This is a genomic window from [Pseudomonas] carboxydohydrogena (assembly GCF_029030725.1).
Classification (GTDB): Bacteria; Pseudomonadota; Alphaproteobacteria; order Rhizobiales; family Xanthobacteraceae; genus Afipia; species Afipia carboxydohydrogena.
Genome location: NZ_CP113162.1, coordinates 1,399,644 through 1,415,114, shown reverse-complemented (window position 1 = coordinate 1,415,114; position 15,471 = coordinate 1,399,644). Strand labels below are relative to the sequence as shown.

Annotated in this window: 17 protein-coding genes and 1 tRNA gene; 7 read left to right on the top strand and 11 right to left on the bottom strand. The window is 62.1% G+C overall.

Features of this window, described 5'->3' with window-relative positions; genetic code table 11:
• Positions 1 to 58 precede the first annotated feature (58 nt).
• Positions 59 to 712: a peptidoglycan recognition protein family protein gene (locus tag AFIC_RS07000; RefSeq protein ID WP_420833383.1), complete on the top strand. Its 654-nt coding sequence runs from the start codon at positions 59 to 61 to the stop codon at positions 710 to 712.
• A gap of 197 nt (positions 713 to 909) precedes the next feature.
• Here AFIC_RS07000 and AFIC_RS06995 read toward each other — a convergent pair whose 3' ends face one another.
• The gene (locus tag AFIC_RS06995; protein WP_275248403.1) at positions 910 to 1,032 is read right to left on the bottom strand and encodes an MFS transporter small subunit; all 123 of its coding nucleotides are present in this window, start codon (positions 1,030 to 1,032) and stop codon (positions 910 to 912) included.
• 92 nt (positions 1,033 to 1,124) lie between these two features.
• The gene (locus AFIC_RS06990) at positions 1,125 to 2,561 is read right to left on the bottom strand and encodes an L-lactate MFS transporter (RefSeq protein ID WP_275248402.1); all 1,437 of its coding nucleotides are present in this window, start codon (positions 2,559 to 2,561) and stop codon (positions 1,125 to 1,127) included.
• A 358-nt stretch (positions 2,562 to 2,919) separates the two neighbouring features.
• On the opposite strand from AFIC_RS06990, the gene AFIC_RS06985 reads away from it, so the two are divergent.
• Positions 2,920 to 3,828 (top strand): LysR family transcriptional regulator, encoded by a 909-nt coding sequence (locus tag AFIC_RS06985; RefSeq protein ID WP_275248401.1) that lies wholly within the window; start codon positions 2,920 to 2,922, stop codon positions 3,826 to 3,828.
• A 92-nt stretch (positions 3,829 to 3,920) separates the two neighbouring features.
• Here the strand turns inward: AFIC_RS06985 and AFIC_RS06980 are convergent, their stop codons facing one another.
• Positions 3,921 to 4,124: a dodecin family protein gene (locus tag AFIC_RS06980; protein ID WP_275248400.1), complete on the bottom strand. Its 204-nt coding sequence runs from the start codon at positions 4,122 to 4,124 to the stop codon at positions 3,921 to 3,923.
• Between the two features lie 432 nt (positions 4,125 to 4,556).
• Between AFIC_RS06980 and AFIC_RS06975 the strand changes: the two genes are divergently transcribed.
• Complete coding sequence (locus AFIC_RS06975) at positions 4,557 to 5,654, top strand: lipid II:glycine glycyltransferase FemX (protein WP_275248399.1); 1,098 nt, start codon at positions 4,557 to 4,559, stop codon at positions 5,652 to 5,654.
• 22 nt (positions 5,655 to 5,676) lie between these two features.
• Here AFIC_RS06975 and AFIC_RS06970 read toward each other — a convergent pair whose 3' ends face one another.
• The 3 genes from AFIC_RS06970 to AFIC_RS06960 form a co-directional block, all read right to left on the bottom strand.
• Positions 5,677 to 6,363 (bottom strand): MOSC domain-containing protein, encoded by a 687-nt coding sequence (locus AFIC_RS06970; RefSeq protein WP_275248398.1) that lies wholly within the window; start codon positions 6,361 to 6,363, stop codon positions 5,677 to 5,679.
• A gap of 109 nt (positions 6,364 to 6,472) precedes the next feature.
• Positions 6,473 to 6,557 (bottom strand) — tRNA-Leu (locus AFIC_RS06965).
• Between the two features lie 187 nt (positions 6,558 to 6,744).
• Entirely contained in the window at positions 6,745 to 6,987 is a 243-nt protein-coding gene (locus tag AFIC_RS06960; RefSeq protein WP_275248397.1) for a FliM/FliN family flagellar motor switch protein, read from the bottom strand.
• A gap of 54 nt (positions 6,988 to 7,041) precedes the next feature.
• Here AFIC_RS06960 and lipB point away from each other — a divergent pair, with 54 nt between their 5' ends.
• Positions 7,042 to 7,767, top strand: a complete 726-nt coding sequence (gene lipB, locus AFIC_RS06955; protein ID WP_275248396.1) for a lipoyl(octanoyl) transferase LipB — start codon at positions 7,042 to 7,044, stop codon at positions 7,765 to 7,767.
• 12 nt (positions 7,768 to 7,779) lie between these two features.
• Here the strand turns inward: lipB and AFIC_RS06950 are convergent, their stop codons facing one another.
• Positions 7,780 to 8,163, bottom strand: a complete 384-nt coding sequence (locus AFIC_RS06950) for a VOC family protein (protein ID WP_275248395.1) — start codon at positions 8,161 to 8,163, stop codon at positions 7,780 to 7,782.
• A gap of 182 nt (positions 8,164 to 8,345) precedes the next feature.
• Complete coding sequence (locus AFIC_RS06945) at positions 8,346 to 8,774, bottom strand: tautomerase family protein (protein ID WP_275248393.1); 429 nt, start codon at positions 8,772 to 8,774, stop codon at positions 8,346 to 8,348.
• Positions 8,775 to 8,886: 112 nt separating this feature from the next.
• Here AFIC_RS06945 and AFIC_RS06940 point away from each other — a divergent pair, with 112 nt between their 5' ends.
• Positions 8,887 to 9,741 carry a LysR family transcriptional regulator gene (locus tag AFIC_RS06940; RefSeq protein WP_275248392.1) on the top strand — a complete coding sequence of 285 codons (855 nt, stop codon included), beginning with the start codon at positions 8,887 to 8,889 and terminating at the stop codon, positions 9,739 to 9,741.
• Positions 9,742 to 9,746: 5 nt separating this feature from the next.
• Here the strand turns inward: AFIC_RS06940 and AFIC_RS06935 are convergent, their stop codons facing one another.
• On the bottom strand, positions 9,747 to 11,354 hold the full coding sequence (locus AFIC_RS06935) for a glycosyltransferase family 39 protein (RefSeq protein ID WP_275248391.1): 1,608 nt from the start codon (positions 11,352 to 11,354) through the stop codon (positions 9,747 to 9,749).
• A gap of 90 nt (positions 11,355 to 11,444) precedes the next feature.
• The gene (locus AFIC_RS06930) at positions 11,445 to 11,744 is read right to left on the bottom strand and encodes an acylphosphatase (protein ID WP_275248660.1); all 300 of its coding nucleotides are present in this window, start codon (positions 11,742 to 11,744) and stop codon (positions 11,445 to 11,447) included.
• Positions 11,745 to 11,843: 99 nt separating this feature from the next.
• On the opposite strand from AFIC_RS06930, the gene AFIC_RS06925 reads away from it, so the two are divergent.
• Positions 11,844 to 13,754, top strand: a complete 1,911-nt coding sequence (locus tag AFIC_RS06925) for an alkaline phosphatase family protein (RefSeq protein WP_275248390.1) — start codon at positions 11,844 to 11,846, stop codon at positions 13,752 to 13,754.
• An 87-nt stretch (positions 13,755 to 13,841) separates the two neighbouring features.
• Here the strand turns inward: AFIC_RS06925 and AFIC_RS06920 are convergent, their stop codons facing one another.
• Entirely contained in the window at positions 13,842 to 14,438 is a 597-nt protein-coding gene (locus AFIC_RS06920; RefSeq protein WP_275248389.1) for a hypothetical protein, read from the bottom strand.
• A 366-nt stretch (positions 14,439 to 14,804) separates the two neighbouring features.
• Between AFIC_RS06920 and AFIC_RS06915 the strand changes: the two genes are divergently transcribed.
• The gene (locus tag AFIC_RS06915) at positions 14,805 to 15,464 is read left to right on the top strand and encodes a peroxiredoxin (RefSeq protein ID WP_275248388.1); all 660 of its coding nucleotides are present in this window, start codon (positions 14,805 to 14,807) and stop codon (positions 15,462 to 15,464) included.
• The last annotated feature ends 7 nt before the right edge of the window (positions 15,465 to 15,471 follow it).

Sequence of the window (15,471 nt, the reverse complement as noted above, 5' to 3'; positions counted from 1 at the left end):
CTAGATTTCTCGTCAGGTTGGACTTGCGGGATGGACTCTGGTGACTCGCCTCTTGCCGATGCTTGTCTGTCTCTTGGCCGGGAGCCTGCCGCTCGCGGCGCAAACCGTTTCGCCCTCCGGACCGGCGCCGTCTCTTGAAACACTGGCCCGCATGAGCGGCACGCCCGATATTCCCGGCCTCAATATGGTCTGGCTGGTGCCGTGGGGCGATCGTGCCGATGCCAACATCTGGCACAACATCGTGGTGCATCAGACAGAAGGCCCGGCTGGCTCGGCCTATCGCGGCGCGTTGCAGCAGGCGCGACACCCCGAACGTCAGGGCACGACGATCTGGGTGGAGACGGACGGCACGGTCTACTGGGCCGTCGGCGAATGGGCGACGCCCAAGCATGTGCGGCTCGGCGGCAACCGCAACGACAACAAGTTCATCGACAACCGCGACACCTTCCGCCTGACGCCCAACGACAATTCGATCGGCATCGAATTCGCCGGCAACTATCCCAATGTCCGCAAGCCGGTGACGGAAGCGCAGATCGAGGCATGGCGGATTCTCGTCCGCGTCTTGCAGGCGCGCTACGGCATTCCGACCGAGCGCATCTTCGCGCACAACTGGGTGGACTATAAGGATCGCCGCTATTGCGAGGGCTGCATGCTCGCCACGATGGCGCGCGCGCAAGGCGCCGAGATCGCCTTGCAGGGGCAGCCTCACTAACCGCATTTTCCCGGACTGACAGATCTGACCTCCGGAACGGCCGCGGCGTTTACTGACCCCGCTTTTGAAAGCAGCCCTCGAAAGCAGGTCGGCTTCCACATAAAAATGACCAACCCCTTGGGGTTGGTCAGGTGGGGTAGAAATACTCGGTCAGATAGAATGGAGACGCGGGCAAGCCCGCGACTCCGACACGCCTCTCAGTTAAAGAGCTTCATTGCATTGATCAGCGTCTGGCTGACGCCTGCAAGCAGAGGAATGCCCACGAAGCCCCATGCCAGTAACAGCAGGAGCGGGCTGGTTTTGGTTTCAGCTTGTTCCATATCCAAGGTCCCTTTGAATTCATCATGTTGAGTGCGCGACTGACAGGAAGCGAGCGATCCGGTTTGAACCGCTCGCTTCCCTTGATGGACGTTTAGCCCCTGGCCGGCACGCCGTCGGGTGCGGCCTCGCCGGCAGTCGCCGTGTTCTTCATGTGGTACTTCTTGTCCACGGCCTTGACGCAGGCGTTGGCGATGAAGCCGATCACCAGCAACCCGGCCATGATGTACATGGTGTTGTTGTAGGCCTGCGCCTTCGGAACACCGTGCGTGATGTTGTACTCACGAAGATAGTTGACGATCACCGGACCAGCGACACCTGCCGCCGACCAGGCGGTGAGCAGGATGCCGTGGATGGCGCCGACATACCGCGTACCGAACAGGTCACGCAGATAGGCCGGGACAGTCGAGAAGCCGCCGCCGTACATCGACACGATGACGAGGAAGCAGCAGACGAACAGGACGACGTTGCCGCTGCCACCCGCGTAAGGCACGGTGATGTACAGCACGAAGCCGAGGCACATGAACACGAAGTAAGTGTTCCGGCGGCCGATGTAGTCCGACAGCGACGCCCATGAGAAACGGCCGCCCATGTTGAACAGACTCATCAGACCGACAAGGCCGGCCGCAGCAATCGGAGTGATATGGCCCGGGAACATTTCCTGGCTCATCGCCGATGCCTGACCGAGCACACCGATGCCTGCCGTGGTGTTGAGGAACAACACAACCCAGACGAACCAGAACTGCGGCGTCTTGATCGCGTCGTACACGAACACATGGTTCGTCGTGACCAGCTTCTTGCTGGCGACCGCCGAGGGCACGTAGCCTTCCGGCTTCCAGCCTTCAGCCGGCACGCGGACGATCAGCGCACCCATCATCATGAAAAACAGGTAGACGCAGCCGAGCACGACGAAGGTGTTGAACACACCGACATCGGTCGCGGTGTGAAACTTGCCCATCAGCCAGACCGACAAAGGCGAAGCGATCATCGCGCCGCCGCCGAAGCCCATGATCGCCATGCCCGTCGCCATGCCGGGACGGTCCGGAAACCACTTCATCAGCGTCGAGACCGGCGAGATATAGCCGATGCCGAGCGCACAGCCGCCGATCACGCCGTAGCCGAGATAGATCAGCCAGAGCGTGTGCAGATGGACGCCGAGCGCGGAAATCAGAAAGCCGCTCGCCCAGCAAAGTGCCGCCGTGAACATGGCCTTGCGCGGGCCGCCTTCCTCGACCCAGCGTCCGAACACCGCCGAGGAAATGCCGAGGAACAGCATGGCGATGGAGAAGATCCAGCCGAGTTCGGTGAGTTTCCAGTCACCCGGCCCCGACTGGGTGACGCCGAGAAGCTTGGTCATCGGCAGGTTGAACACGCTGAAAGCGTAAGCCTGACCGATGCACAGATGCACGCAAAGCGCCGCCGGCGGAATCATCCAGCGGCTATAACCCGGCTTTGCGACTGTCCTTGATCGATCCAGAAATGGAATCCACGCCTTCGAATAAGTCTCCGGCGTATGCATAACTTCAGCCATATATTTTCCCCTCCCATGGGACGTTGCCCGATCGCATTCAATTGTTCGATTGCAAATCACAGAATATTTCCGTTCTGAATACAGCCTTTGACAAACGAATAATCTCGACGGCAATCATCGGCATTTCCGATATAAAATTCGGACAGACTAAAACGCCCTGTAAAACGTGGGCTTTATCGAGGTGCCGGCGCATCCTCGGACAGCGTTCCCGAACCTCTCATCAATAAGGCGAATCCCCTCGCCCCGATTGCGCCGGTGCGGCGAAAGAACGCTGATATGTCAATCGATCAGGAAATCGCTTTGACAAAGCGTTCCGGTTGTCCGTGAATGGCCGGATCGCGAAACAAACGAGCGGACAATGGATACCGAACTGGCACGGACCTTTCTCACCGTCGTGACGTCAGGAAGCTTCGTTAATGCGGCGGAACAGCTCCACGTGAGCCAATCCACGGTCAGCACGCGCATTCATGCACTCGAGGAACATCTCGGGTGCGCTCTCTTCGTCCGCAATAAAGCAGGCACCACCCTGACTGCGGCCGGCCGGCAATTCCAGCGCCACGCGGCAACGCTCGTCCGCACCGTCGAGCTTGCACGGCATGATGTAGGACTGCCGCCGGGATTCAGCGGAACGCTCGCGATCGGCGGGCGCATCGGGCTGTGGGAAGAATTTTTGCTGGAATGGCTGCCCGAGATGCAGCGTTGCAGACCGACGATTTCGATTCGGGCGGAGAGCGGAGTCGAGCCCGACATCATGCAGGGACTGATCGAGGGCCGTCTCGACATCGGGGTGATGTACACGCCGCAAAGCCGTCCGGGACTGAAGATCCAGCAATTATTCGAAGAGCGGCTGGTGATGGTCGGAAGCACGCCCGGCCGCCCACCCGTTCCGCAGTCCGATTACGTGTATGTCGATTGGGGTCCGGAATTCTACACACGTCACAACACATGCTTTCCGGATTTCACCGGCGCGCCCCTTGTCGCGAATATCGGCTGGCTCGGGTTGCAGAACATTTTGAAAGGCGGCGGCGCGGGCTACTTCCCTGCCCGGATGGTCTGGCCTTATGTGAAGGAAGGCAAACTCCACATCGTCGAGAATGCGCCGGAATTTTTCATGCCGGCTTATGTCGCCTTCGCAGTCGAACACGATGAGCACGTCATCAACGACGCTCTCAGCATCATGCATCGTATCGCCGGGCAGAATCACGGCGCCAGCAATCCGACTCATGTTCTGAAACGGACGCGTCAAAAACCGACGCTCGTCTCCTGAAGTATCTTCGTCGCGCGACGCGCAGGGACCGCGTTGCGCGGTTCTCGCGAGCAGGACCAGATACGCCGAGAGAGAGGCGAATTCCGCAAAACCTAATCGTCGAGGATGAACGTCAGATTCATGTTCACGCGGAAGCCGATGATCTTGCCATCCTTGACCTGAACCTTTTGTTCCTTGATCCAGGCGCCCTCGATATTGCTGACCGTCTTTCCCGCGCGCTTGATGCCCTCGGTAATTGCGTCCTCAAAACTTTTCTTCGACAACGACGTGATTTCGATGACCTTGGCGACCGACATCCGCAGCTCCTGTTGCACCGTCGAAAACGGGCTAACCGGCTCGGGATTGAAAAGGTTCCTTTTCCGATCGGGCTGAGGCCCCGGCGGCGACGATGCCGCAGGGATGGCGAACAGCCGTTTCCGTCCTGCGCAGGCGGACTGCCTGTCTTGGAAAAAATGACAGAGCCGCCCGGGCGTTACGCCGTGCGGCTCTCTCATGCGGCTGTCGGCTCACGTTCCGATTCCACCGCAATCTGGGAGCAATGCTGCGTGGCGATGGTTAACAAAGCACTAACCCGATCCGCCGCATTCGAGGAATCCGTTCCCCTGTCAGGGGTTTCCCGCCATGCGTTCACACGCAGCCTTTAAGGATAATGGCAGGCTTCACCGAACGATAACGCGAAGGTTGCTAGTGTCCCGCGCATCCTTGCTCCAACATCGATAACAACATCCATGCGCGCGGCTGCGATCGAACAACCTTCTTCAAGTCATAACGCGGTGGATGATCTGCATTTGCAGGTCGATTGCCTGTCCGACGCCGACTGGCACGCGGCCCTCGCGAAATTTTCCGACATCCATTACGAGCAGAGCGCCTTGTTCGGGGCCGGACAGCGTGGCGAGACATCGAGCCATCTGCTCGCGACCGAAAACGGAGAGCCGGTGTTCGGCGCGCGCGTCGGGATTTACTCGGTGCCGGTGCTCAATCGCGGTCTCGCGCTGGTGCGCTTCGGGCCGTTCTGGCGCCGTGCCGGCGAACCGATCGACCGCGAACGCTACAAGGCGGCCATCCAGGCGCTGATCGACGAATACTGCACGCGCCGGAAACTCTATCTGATCGTGCGTCCGCGCGCGCATCCCGACGTCTACCCCATCGAGGCGGAGGTCCTCACCGAGATCGGACTCTACCCCGGAGAGACCACCGAGCTTGCCCGTTATGTCGTCGATTCCTCGCTCGGCGAAGACGAGCAGCGCAAGAGTCTCGGCCAGCAGTGGCGCCGCAATCTGAAAGCCGCGCTCGCCAACAATCTCGAAATCCGGATCGGCCGAAGCGAAGACGATGTCGCCAGATTCCAGTCGGTCTATGCGGAGATGGTCGATCGCAAGCATCTCGTCTATCCCGGCATCAATCTTGTCGATCTGATGCCCCAACTGACAAACCTGCCCGACGCGATGCGGATGCGCGTGGCGCTCGCCTATCACGAAGGCAAACCTGTCGCGGGCCTCGCCTTCGCGGTGAACGGCGATGTCGGCTATTACGTGTTCGGCGCGAGCAACGACACCGCCACCGAACTGAAGGCGGGATACGCCTTGCAGTGGAGCGTGCTGAACTGGCTGCGCGAGAACTCGAACGTCAAATGGTACGAACTGGGCGGCCCCGGCGATCCCGGCATCAAGCAGTTCAAGAAAGGCTTCGCGGGCAAGCGCGGCATGCTGCTGCCGATCCAGGAATTCCATTATTGTCCGGACATGGTGGCGCGCGGCGTGGTGACGATGCTGTTCGTTGCGCGCAACATGCGCAACACCGTGCAGCGCTGGCGGCGCGGCAACTGACCGGCGCATCGACTGCTCTCGATTAAGATACTCCGAGGCGGCGCGACCAGTCTTCAGTCCTGCCCGAAGATAACCGCGCTTCCGCAAGCCGCCGCCAGTTGTCCGGCAGGCCGGGCAACCGCGCAAGCTCGGCCAACGCCATACGATTCATCCGGTCGTGGTAAAGCAGATGCGAGGTGCGGTTGAGCGTCCACGCCGGATGCGGCCGCGCCACCAGCACGCCGCGATCACCCGCCGCGATCAGCCCCGGCTCGATCACGCGAAAGTACCAGCCGGTGCGCCCGCTCTCCTGCACGCGCCGCGCCATGTCAGTGACGTCGAAACGCAGGTTGAGTTTCCAGCATGGCTGGCGGCCCTGACTGACCTCGACCAGAGCCGAGCCGATGCGCCACCGATCACCAAGACAGATGTCGGCTTCGCTCGCGCCGCCGATGACGAGATTTTCCCCGAACGCGCCGGGACGAAAGCGCTGCGCCTGCGCGGGCAGTTCATCCGCCCAACCGGGCAGATGCGTCACCGCGTAGGCGTGGATCGCCTTGTCCGGTCCGCCGTGATACTTCCTGTCCGCCTGCTCGTCGCCATCGAGACCGAGAGGACCAGCCGCGAGCGCACCACCGACCTTGTGCTTGTCGATGGCGCTGAGCGCCCCTGCCGCACCCAGCGGTTTGGAGCGGCCGATGCGCAGTTCGAGAATATCAAAACCGGCCATGCGTGTTTCTTGCCATTTCGCGGCGCGAATAGGAACACGCCCGTTCGCTACACATGCAGGTGCAGGCGAGAGCCGAAAAATACCAGTCGAATCAATAGGAATTTTGGGCTGGTGCGCTCGGAGGGACTCGAACCCCCACGATTTTACTCACTGCCACCTCAAGGCAGCGCGTCTACCAATTCCGCCACGAGCGCTTTGCGACTGATCCCGGAACAGGGTCCGGCCGGGCCGAAGCGGCCCCGTCACGGCCGCCCATGTAACAAATGGATCATGCCGGGACAAGGGCTTGCGCCAGTCCGGCCCACAATCTCGAATTCCTGCAAGGAAGCCTTCAAAACCGGGGTTTTCAGCCCCGAAAGCGGCTGAGAGGGGCGTCCCGCTTTAGCGCTGGTCCGCCGTTTTCGGCAGCATTCGCTTCACCTCGACGGCGATGCGGTTGCGATTCACAACCACCGCCCCGGAGGCGACCGGCAGGTTGTTGGCCAGCACCTTGACCTCGTCCTGCTCGGTGGCATCAAGTTCGATGATGGCCCCGCGGCTCAGCCGCATGACCTGGTGAATCGGCATCTTGGTGGTGCCCAGAACCACCATGAGATCGACGGAAACGTTATCGATTGTCGCCACTGTACCCGACCCGGAAAGACTGCTTTTTCCAGATCACCACGCTATGGTGAACCAATGGTTAACGTCCGCGATACCCTTGCCTCATCGCCATTTTCCGCCGCGCCGGGAGCCGGCGTCGAGTGGCGGGTGACGGATTCGCCGGTCGAATATGAGGACGCGCTGGCCACCATGGAGGCGCGCGCGGCGGCCATCGCCAACGGTACCGCGCCCGAACTGGTCTGGCTGCTGGAGCATCCCCCTCTTTATACGTCCGGCACCAGCGCCCGGCCCGGCGATCTCGTCGATGCCCGCTTTCCGGTGTTCGCCACCGGGCGCGGCGGGCAATTCACCTATCACGGCCCCGGTCAGCGCGTCGTCTACCTGATGCTGGATCTGAAGCGGCGGCGGCCGGACGTGCGCGCCTACGTCGCCAGCCTCGAACAGCTTATCATCGCCACGCTGGCCACCTTCAACGTGCGCGGCGAACGGCGGGAGGACCGCGTCGGCGTCTGGGTGAAGCGGCCCGAGAAAGGTGACGGTTACGAGGACAAGATCGCGGCGATCGGCGTGCGGCTGAAGCGCTGGGTGTCGCTGCACGGCATCGCGATCAACGTCGAGCCGGAGCTGTCGCATTTCACCGGCATCGTGCCGTGCGGGATCGCAGATCCGCGTTACGGCGTCACCAGCCTCGCCGATCTCGGCCTGCCGGTGACGATGCACGATGTCGATATCGCACTCCGGCACGCGTTCGAGGACGTCTTCGGCGCCCTCGAACCGGCGCAGCCTGAAGTTGCGGATTGATCGTCGCGGTCTTTAACCGGGATAAGACGACCGCGCGCACAACTTGTTGCCGTCGGGATCGCGCAGATAAGCGAGATAGACCTTCTTGCCGCCCGACTCGCGCACGCCCGGAGGATCTTCCACGGTGGTGCCGCCATTCGCGACGCCAGCCGCATGCCATGCATCGACCAGCCCGGGATTCTTGATGTTGAGCCCGATCGTGCCGCCATTGGCCGACGAGGCCGGCTGGCCGTTGATCGGCTTGGTAACCAGGAAGCGCGCGGTGCCGTCGGTATAAGCAACGCGGCCCTTCGGATCGACCGTGCCAGCCGCCCAGCCGACCGCGGTGAAGATGGCGTCATAGAATTTCCTGGACGCTTCGATGTTATTCGAACCGACCATGACATGGGTGAACATGACAAAACCCTCGATAATGAATGGATGAAATGATCTACCGGAAATGCACATATTGATGCAAGGGTCGTGAGACGAGACTTTTCCGGAAGCCATGTTCGCCGCCTAACTGGGCCGGGATACAAATTGACGCAGCCGTTCGGGAAAGCTCTCGCCTTCCCGAACCGGACTGCGCCAAGGCAGCTTCACACCGCCAGCTGATATGGCGGAATCCAGAGCTTCTTCGCGATGTAGCGCCGCTCCTGCGTCAGCCCGCCGAAGCCGTAGGCATCCGCGCGCACTTCATGGACGTGGACATAGCTCTCGGTGTGCAGCGGGCCCAGCAGTTCGCCGAACCGCTTGAACGTCGCGGCGATGAACTCGGCCTTCTCGTCCTTGGTGTTGGTGCCGTCGGTGATGTGGATGTCGAGCCAGACGCTGGCGAGCTTCTGCTCGGCCAGCGAGCGGCCGCCCGCGAACCAGTCGGACGCCTCGACCGTCTGCACGATGATGGCCGTGACCTTCGGGTCCTTGTGCAGGATGCCGGACGACAATTCGCTGACGGCGGCGGCGATCTCCGCTTTCGCGGGAGGAACATCCCTGGTCGATGAATACTGAACGGTGATGAGGGGCATGATCTTGTCTCCTTGAATGGCTGCCTCGTTGACAACAGGAAGCTAGACCCGCCCGCATGATTTTGGTATCTTATCTATACTGATATCAATGATAATGTATATTGATGATGACATGAGCACGCTCGACATCGAAACCGTTCAGGCATTTCTGCTGGTGGCGGAATTGCAGAACTTCACCCGCGCCGCCGAGGTGCTCGGCACCACGCAGGCCGCGGTCTCCATGAAATTGCAGCGGCTGGAGGCGACGCTGAACAAGCGTCTCGTCGAGCGCTCGCCGCGTGCTGTCCGGCTGACCGCCGAAGGCATGGCCTTCCAGAAGGACGCGAAAGCCCTGATCGATGCGCACGACCGCGCACTGAATGGCTCGCGGGCCGCGCGCAAGCAGCTCGCGCTGGGATTCAGCGATCATGCCGCCGGTCCCGAACTTGTACCGATCATGGAGCGGCTGCGGTCGCTCTCCTCCTCGCTCACCATCACCGTGCAGATCGGGTTTTCACACGACCTGCTCGATGCGTTCGATGCGGGCACACTCGATGCCGTGATCGTGCGTCCGGAAGGCAGCCATCGCGGCGGCGAAAAATTGACCGAGGATGAATTCGGCTGGTTCGCGGCACCATCGTTCAACTGGGCCGCGGGCGAGCGGCTGCCCATCGCCACGCTCGCGCCCTCCTGCGGCGTCCGCGCCATTGCGGTGCGCGCGCTCGACAAGGCGAAACTGCCGTGGACGGAGACCTTCATCGGCGGCGGCGTCACGGCGGTCGTCGCGGCCGCCGAAGCCGGACTCGGCGCGGCACCGCTCGCCCGCCGCATCGCGCCGCCCGGACTGATCGATATCGGCGCGGCCTACAAACTGCCGAAGCTCGGCAGGTCGAAAGTGATGCTCTATTCAAGAGTGAGCGACGCCGCGCAGCTTGCGGCGCTGCGCACCATCTCCGCCGCTTTCCGCAAGATCGTTCTCGCGGCGTAAGCCAATCAGTCGGATCGCCTGCGGGCTCCGACATCATCGAGCCGCTCCTCCGGAGTTTCCTCATCTCCGGGCTTCGCGAGAGGCGTGACGATGATCGCAGTCACTTCACGGCTCGCACCTTTCATTCCCCACAAGGAGAGCTGTACGGGAAAGGTCCAACGATGGGCGCGCGGAACTTTCTGCACGATCGTCGTCATCCACTGATCGCAGGCGGCATCGCTCGTAAAACAGAGCGCGCTCCAGCCTTTTGCGAAGGTGCTGGCGCGCGGCATGCCCCAGATATGCTGATAGGCGAATGGACGGCTGTAGACGGGATGATCCGGACTGTAGAACGCCGTGGCGAAAGCCAACCCGTCATCGCCGCTGACACGTTCAAGCGGCGTTTCGGAAGCCTCATGCCATGCAGCCGTCAGCACGTTGGAAGCCTCGCGATAAAAATCCCGGCCACCCGGATTGGGGTTGGCGTTCCGATAGAGCGCATACAACGGCGATGCGAGCAACGCGCACAGAAACAGGCCGCCCACCATGCTCGCAAGGTTGACCGTCTCGACGCGGGGAATCTCGAAACGCAGCGCACAGACCGCAATCACCAGCACGAAGAACAGGCCCTGGAAATGCCACGTCGCCGGCAGATCGCTGTCCAGCATTACGACGAGCAGCATCGGCAGGATGAAGCTCGTGGCGAAAATCAGCAGCAACAGCAGCAAGCCGGGTGAAAGATCTCTCAGGTTGCGCCCCCACTCCCGCCATTGCGAACGCAGCATCACCGCAAGGCTGATGGCCGGCAGGAGCAGATAGGCTGCATTGGTGAGAGCAAAAACCGCGGCGCCCTTGATCGCGTGCACGCCCTTCCGGTCGATATGCATCTCCATGGCGTAGCGAAAGGGCCCGAAATCATTCTGCCACAACCAGTAGATATGCGGCGCGATCCCGGCCAGTCCGCACAGCAGGGAAATCCACGGTGCTTTCGAGCGCAGATACCGTGCGCGGTCGGGATGAAGAATGCCGGCGACCACAAACCCCGCGAGGAGGAAGATCGAATAATATTTGCCGAGCATCGCGAGGGCGCACAAAAAGCCCGCCGCCGCCGCCCAGCCCGCCGTGCGCTCCTCGAACGAACGCAGGAAGCAATAGGTCGCCAGCGGCCACACCGCGAGCAGCACGCTGTTGGCGTTGAACTTCTCGGCATGGAATTGATAGACCGGCGTCAGCAGCAGCAGGAACAGGATCACGGCCCGCTTGTCGCCGCGCACAAAGCGGCGCGCGATCAGATCCACCGCGAACAGCGCCAGGCCGGCGTTGGCCAGCGCCAGCAGACGAAACGACCAGTCCGTCAGCGGAAACACATCCATCCAGCCGTGAGCCACCCACCCCATCAGCGGCGGATGCTTCCAGAAGCCCCAGGCGAGATACCGCCCCACGGACCACGTCTCCAGCACGTCCATGTGCAGATTGCCGTGGATGCAGGCGATGCAGAAAATCAGCGTCGAGAGCGCGACGAAACCAAGAAGCGACGCAGGAATGGACCAGCCGGTCTCGATGCCATCGAGCCAGCGGGCAATGCCTGCACGGACGCCACGGAAGCGGGGAACCAGATGCGGAGGAGTGTCCACGACAGCCAACAAATAAGGGAATACCGTCCCAGTGCTAGATGTTTCGCGGCGGCCTGACAAGCGGCCTTCGATTTTAGCCCTCACACTCCCTTAAACCGTCGGCAGGCTGGCAAACCCCCCTTCCGCTCCGCGAATCCGCAGTTCATCCTCCCGCGCGTCCCACTCCTCGATCCGGGTGACGTGGGCGAAGGACGGTCCATGCCGGCACGCCTCGGCCATCGCGGCGACGGCCTGCGGCGATCCGGCGATCACCATTTCGACCTCCCCGCCCCGGCGGTTGCGCACCCATCCCTCCACCCCGAGACCCTCGGCGGTGTCCTGCGCCCAGGCCCGGAAGCCGACCCCCTGCACCCGTCCATGAACGAGAAGATGTCTGATCGTCCCTGCCATCCGCGATCCCGTTTCTGTGAGGCTGAGCGTCTGTAACAAGACTGTCATGGACAGAAATTACACCGGACGCGCTTGTTTTCACCCCCTCAGGAGAATTTCATGCGCGCCCGCGTTTCGCTGCCGCTCAGCCTTGCCATTGCCGCTCTCATCTCCGCTGTTTCCTCCGCAAGCCATGCCGCCAACGCGACGCCGCACAACCTGATCCTGTTTGTGCCGGATGGCCTGCGCGCGCTGAAAGTCACGCCCGAGACCGCGCCCGCGATGGCGGCACTGCGCGACGCCGGCGTGAACTTCAAGAACCCCCACTCGCTGTTTCCGACCTTCACCATGCCGAACTCCTCAGGGATGGCGACCGGGCATTATCTCGGCGACACCGGCGTCTATAGCAACACGATCTACTCCGGTTATCCGGTCGGCGCCGCGCATGGCAGCATGACGCCGTTTCTGGAAAACGATCCGGTGCTCGGCGACGTCGACGATCATTTCGGCGGCAATTATCTCAACGAGGAAACGATCCTCGCGGCCGCCCGCCGCGCCGGGTTCTCCACCGCCGCGATCGGCAAACTCGGCCCCACGCTGATGTTCGATCACACCGAGCGCAGCGGCGCCAAGACCATCGTCATCGACGACCAGACCGGCGCGGCGAAGGACGGCAAGGATCTCGGCATTCCGCTCTCCGACGATGTGAAGAAGGCATTGGAGTCCGCGAACCTGCCGGTGAAGGCTCCTTCGCGCGGCGAGAACGGCAAGGCCGGAAATTCCGAGAAGGCCGGTACCACGGTCGCCAATATCGACCAGCAGCAATATTTCACCGACGTTGTGACCAAGGCCGTGCTGCCGATGTTCAAGGCGCGCAACAAGCCGTTCGTGCTTGTGCTGTGGTCGCGCGACCCCGACGGCACGCAGCACAATCAGGGCGACAGCCTCGGGCAATTGACGCCGGGCATCAACGGTCCCACCTCACTTGCCGCGATCAGGAACGCCGACAACAACCTCGCGCAGGTCCGGCAGGCCCTCAAGGATCTCGGCCTCGAAGCCACCACCAACATCGTCGTCTCGGCGGACCACGGCTTCTCGACCATCTCGAAGGACAGCAAGACCAGCGACGCCGCCAAGGGCGAATATAAAGACGTGCCCAAGGGCCAGTTGCCACCGGGCTTCGTCGCGCTCGATCTCGCCCGAGCGCTCGATCTTCCGCTGCTCGATCCCGACAGCAGCAACGCTCCCGTCGCGGCGAACACCTATCCCCGCCTCGGCAACGGCCTGCTCGGCAAGGATGCGGCCCATCCCGCCGCTATCGTCGCGGCCAATGGCGGCTCGGACCTCGTCTACATTCCCGGCACCGGCAAGAAAGGCAAAAAGCCGAACAAGGCGCTGGCGCGCAAGATCGTCTCGGCACTCCTGAAGCAGGATTACGTCAGCGGCCTGTTCGTGCATGACGAGCTTGGCCGCATTCCCGGTACGCTGCCGTTGTCCGCCATCAACCTGAAGGGCGCGGGCGTCACGCCGCATCCGGCGATCGTCATCAACTTCCGGTCCTACGCCACCGATTGCGGCGATCCGCTGCTGTGCGGCATCACCGTCTGCGACACGCGCCTTCAGCAGGGTCAGGGCATGCACGGCAATTTCAGCCGCGCCGACACCATGAATTTCATGGCGGCGATCGGTCCCGATTTCAAAACCGGTTATGTCGATGCCCTGCCCGCCAGCAATGCCGATGTCGGCATGACGATCGCGCAGATCCTCGGCCTGCGCTCGACCGCCAATGGCGGATTGATCGGCCGCGTGCTCTCGGAGGCGATTCCGAACGGCATCACGCCGAAGGCCGCCGTCACCAGCCGGTTGATTTCGAAGCCCGGCGACAACGGGCTGCGGACCGTGGTGCAGTATCAGCGCGTGCTTGGTCAGCGTTATTTCGACGTCGCGGGTTTCCCCGGCCGCACGCTCGGGCTTGACCCGGTCGATACCGCCGGGAAATCGGACAAGAAGCACGCGAACGCGACGCGCTGACCTTCCGTCGCGCTCTGGCACTCCAAAAAGAAAACGCCGGATCGGCTGAACCGATCCGGCGTTTTTGTCATTCGAAATGGCGCGGTGCTATGTCGCGAGGTCGATCACAGCCGGGAGCGAAGCCACCAGCGGCAACGTCGCGGCGCCGATCAGGCAGGCAGCGACCAGGGTTTTCAGGACGCGATTGCTGCGGCGCTTGCCGCGCATCTGCGCCGCGATCCATTCCAGCACTTCGATATTGACACCGACCGCGGTGGTCGGCGCCCAGCTTTCGATCGCGGTCTCCGGTTGCAGCGCGACCGAGCGCGGCGGCACCGGCAGGCCGGAGGCGGCGGCGGCGTGATGGACCACCGCCTTGGCCAGAAGGTCGTCGAACAGGCCATCGTCGGAGCGATCCGCACCGGCTTCGCCGATCTGGAAAAGCGTTTCGACCTCGGCCCGGCTGACCGGAACGTCGCGCACACCGGCGGCGGTCAGGATGCGCGCGCACCATGCGGCGTCATCGGCGTCGAGCGAACGGGAGAAATGAATGCGGCCCAGCGTGGTCGGTCCTTCCCCGGTGATCACCCCGTCCCGCACCATGCCCAGCGCGCTGACGGCTGAGGCTCGGGCGGCATCGCTTTGCAGCGTTTCAACCTGACGGATGAGTTCGGAGAGATCGGCGGGGCTGTCCTGGATAGACATGACACTAAAACTCGCTGGGTACTTCCGTAGCATTTGCTGACGGGGCTTAACGTTGCGTTAATGAACGGCCGGGCGGCCACTCATCGCACGCCGGGCTTGCGTTTTAGTCACACTCACCGGCTGCAAGGTTCATATCGCAAGCCGGATAGGCGCGCGTTGGGCAACGCCGGGGCTAATTCAGGGCATTTGAATAAAAACACGCAGTCGTGTTGTTTCAAATTGTTACGCACGACTAGAATGGCCTTGCTCCGATAAAGCGCAGAGAAGAAGGATATTGTCCTTTTCGCCGCACCATTTCGTTTATCTGGCCAGAGGCCTATATCGGAGAGGCCTTTTTTCAAGAAACCACGACATGAGGACGTCACGATGACTTTATCGATTGGTGCCAAGGCCCCCGATTTCGAAGCTGACAGCACCGAAGGACACATCAGCTTCCACAAATGGCTCGGCGATAGCTGGGGCCTGTTCTTCTCCCATCCGAAGGATTTCACGCCGGTCTGCACGACGGAGCTCGGCGCTGTCGCCCGCCTCAAGCCGGAATTCGACAAGCGCGGCATCAAGCTGATCGGCATCAGCGTCGATCCGACCGACAAGCATCACCTCTGGGCCAAGGACATCGAGGAGACGCAGGGCGTCGCCCCGAACTACCCGCTGATCGCGGACGTCGATTTCAAGGTCGCCAAGCTCTACGGCATGCTGCCGGAAAGCACCTCAGGCGACGTCAGCAAGCGCACCCCGGCAGACAACCAGACCGTTCGCAACATCTTCGTGATCGGACCGGACAAGACCATCAAGACGGTCCTGATCTACCCGATGAGCACCGGCCGCAACTGGCAGGAAGTGCTGCGCATCATCGACTCGCTTCAGCTCACCGCCAAGCACGGCGTCTCGACCCCCTCCGACTGGAAGCAGGGCGAGGACGTGTTCTTCTCCGCCGCCGTTCCGGAGGAAGAGGCCAAGAAGAAGTTTCCGAAAGGCTGGAAGTCGCCGAAGCCCTACTTCCGCATCGTCGAACAGCCGAAGTAAGTCGCTT

Bases quoted from the DNA above. Each gene is read 5' to 3' on its own strand.
- AFIC_RS06995 (WP_275248403.1), bottom strand. From the start codon at position 1,032: ATGGAACAAGCTGAAACCAAAACCAGCCCGCTCCTGCTGTTACTGGCA.
- AFIC_RS06970 (WP_275248398.1), bottom strand. From the start codon at position 6,363: ATGGCCGGTTTTGATATTCTCGAACTGCGCATCGGCCGCTCCAAACCG.
- AFIC_RS06915 (WP_275248388.1), top strand. From the start codon at position 14,805: ATGACTTTATCGATTGGTGCCAAGGCCCCCGATTTCGAAGCTGACAGC.
- AFIC_RS06925 (WP_275248390.1), top strand. From the start codon at position 11,844: ATGCGCGCCCGCGTTTCGCTGCCGCTCAGCCTTGCCATTGCCGCTCTC.
- AFIC_RS06930 (WP_275248660.1), bottom strand. From the start codon at position 11,744: ATGGCAGGGACGATCAGACATCTTCTCGTTCATGGACGGGTGCAGGGG.
- AFIC_RS06980 (WP_275248400.1), bottom strand. From the start codon at position 4,124: ATGTCGGTCGCCAAGGTCATCGAAATCACGTCGTTGTCGAAGAAAAGT.
- AFIC_RS07000 (WP_420833383.1), top strand. From the start codon at position 59: ATGCTTGTCTGTCTCTTGGCCGGGAGCCTGCCGCTCGCGGCGCAAACC.
- AFIC_RS06985 (WP_275248401.1), top strand. From the start codon at position 2,920: ATGGATACCGAACTGGCACGGACCTTTCTCACCGTCGTGACGTCAGGA.
- AFIC_RS06990 (WP_275248402.1), bottom strand. From the start codon at position 2,561: ATGGCTGAAGTTATGCATACGCCGGAGACTTATTCGAAGGCGTGGATT.
- lipB (WP_275248396.1), top strand. From the start codon at position 7,042: ATGGTTAACGTCCGCGATACCCTTGCCTCATCGCCATTTTCCGCCGCG.
- AFIC_RS06950 (WP_275248395.1), bottom strand. From the start codon at position 8,163: ATGTTCACCCATGTCATGGTCGGTTCGAATAACATCGAAGCGTCCAGG.
- AFIC_RS06920 (WP_275248389.1), bottom strand. From the start codon at position 14,438: ATGTCTATCCAGGACAGCCCCGCCGATCTCTCCGAACTCATCCGTCAG.
- AFIC_RS06940 (WP_275248392.1), top strand. From the start codon at position 8,887: ATGAGCACGCTCGACATCGAAACCGTTCAGGCATTTCTGCTGGTGGCG.
- AFIC_RS06945 (WP_275248393.1), bottom strand. From the start codon at position 8,774: ATGCCCCTCATCACCGTTCAGTATTCATCGACCAGGGATGTTCCTCCC.
- AFIC_RS06975 (WP_275248399.1), top strand. From the start codon at position 4,557: ATGCGCGCGGCTGCGATCGAACAACCTTCTTCAAGTCATAACGCGGTG.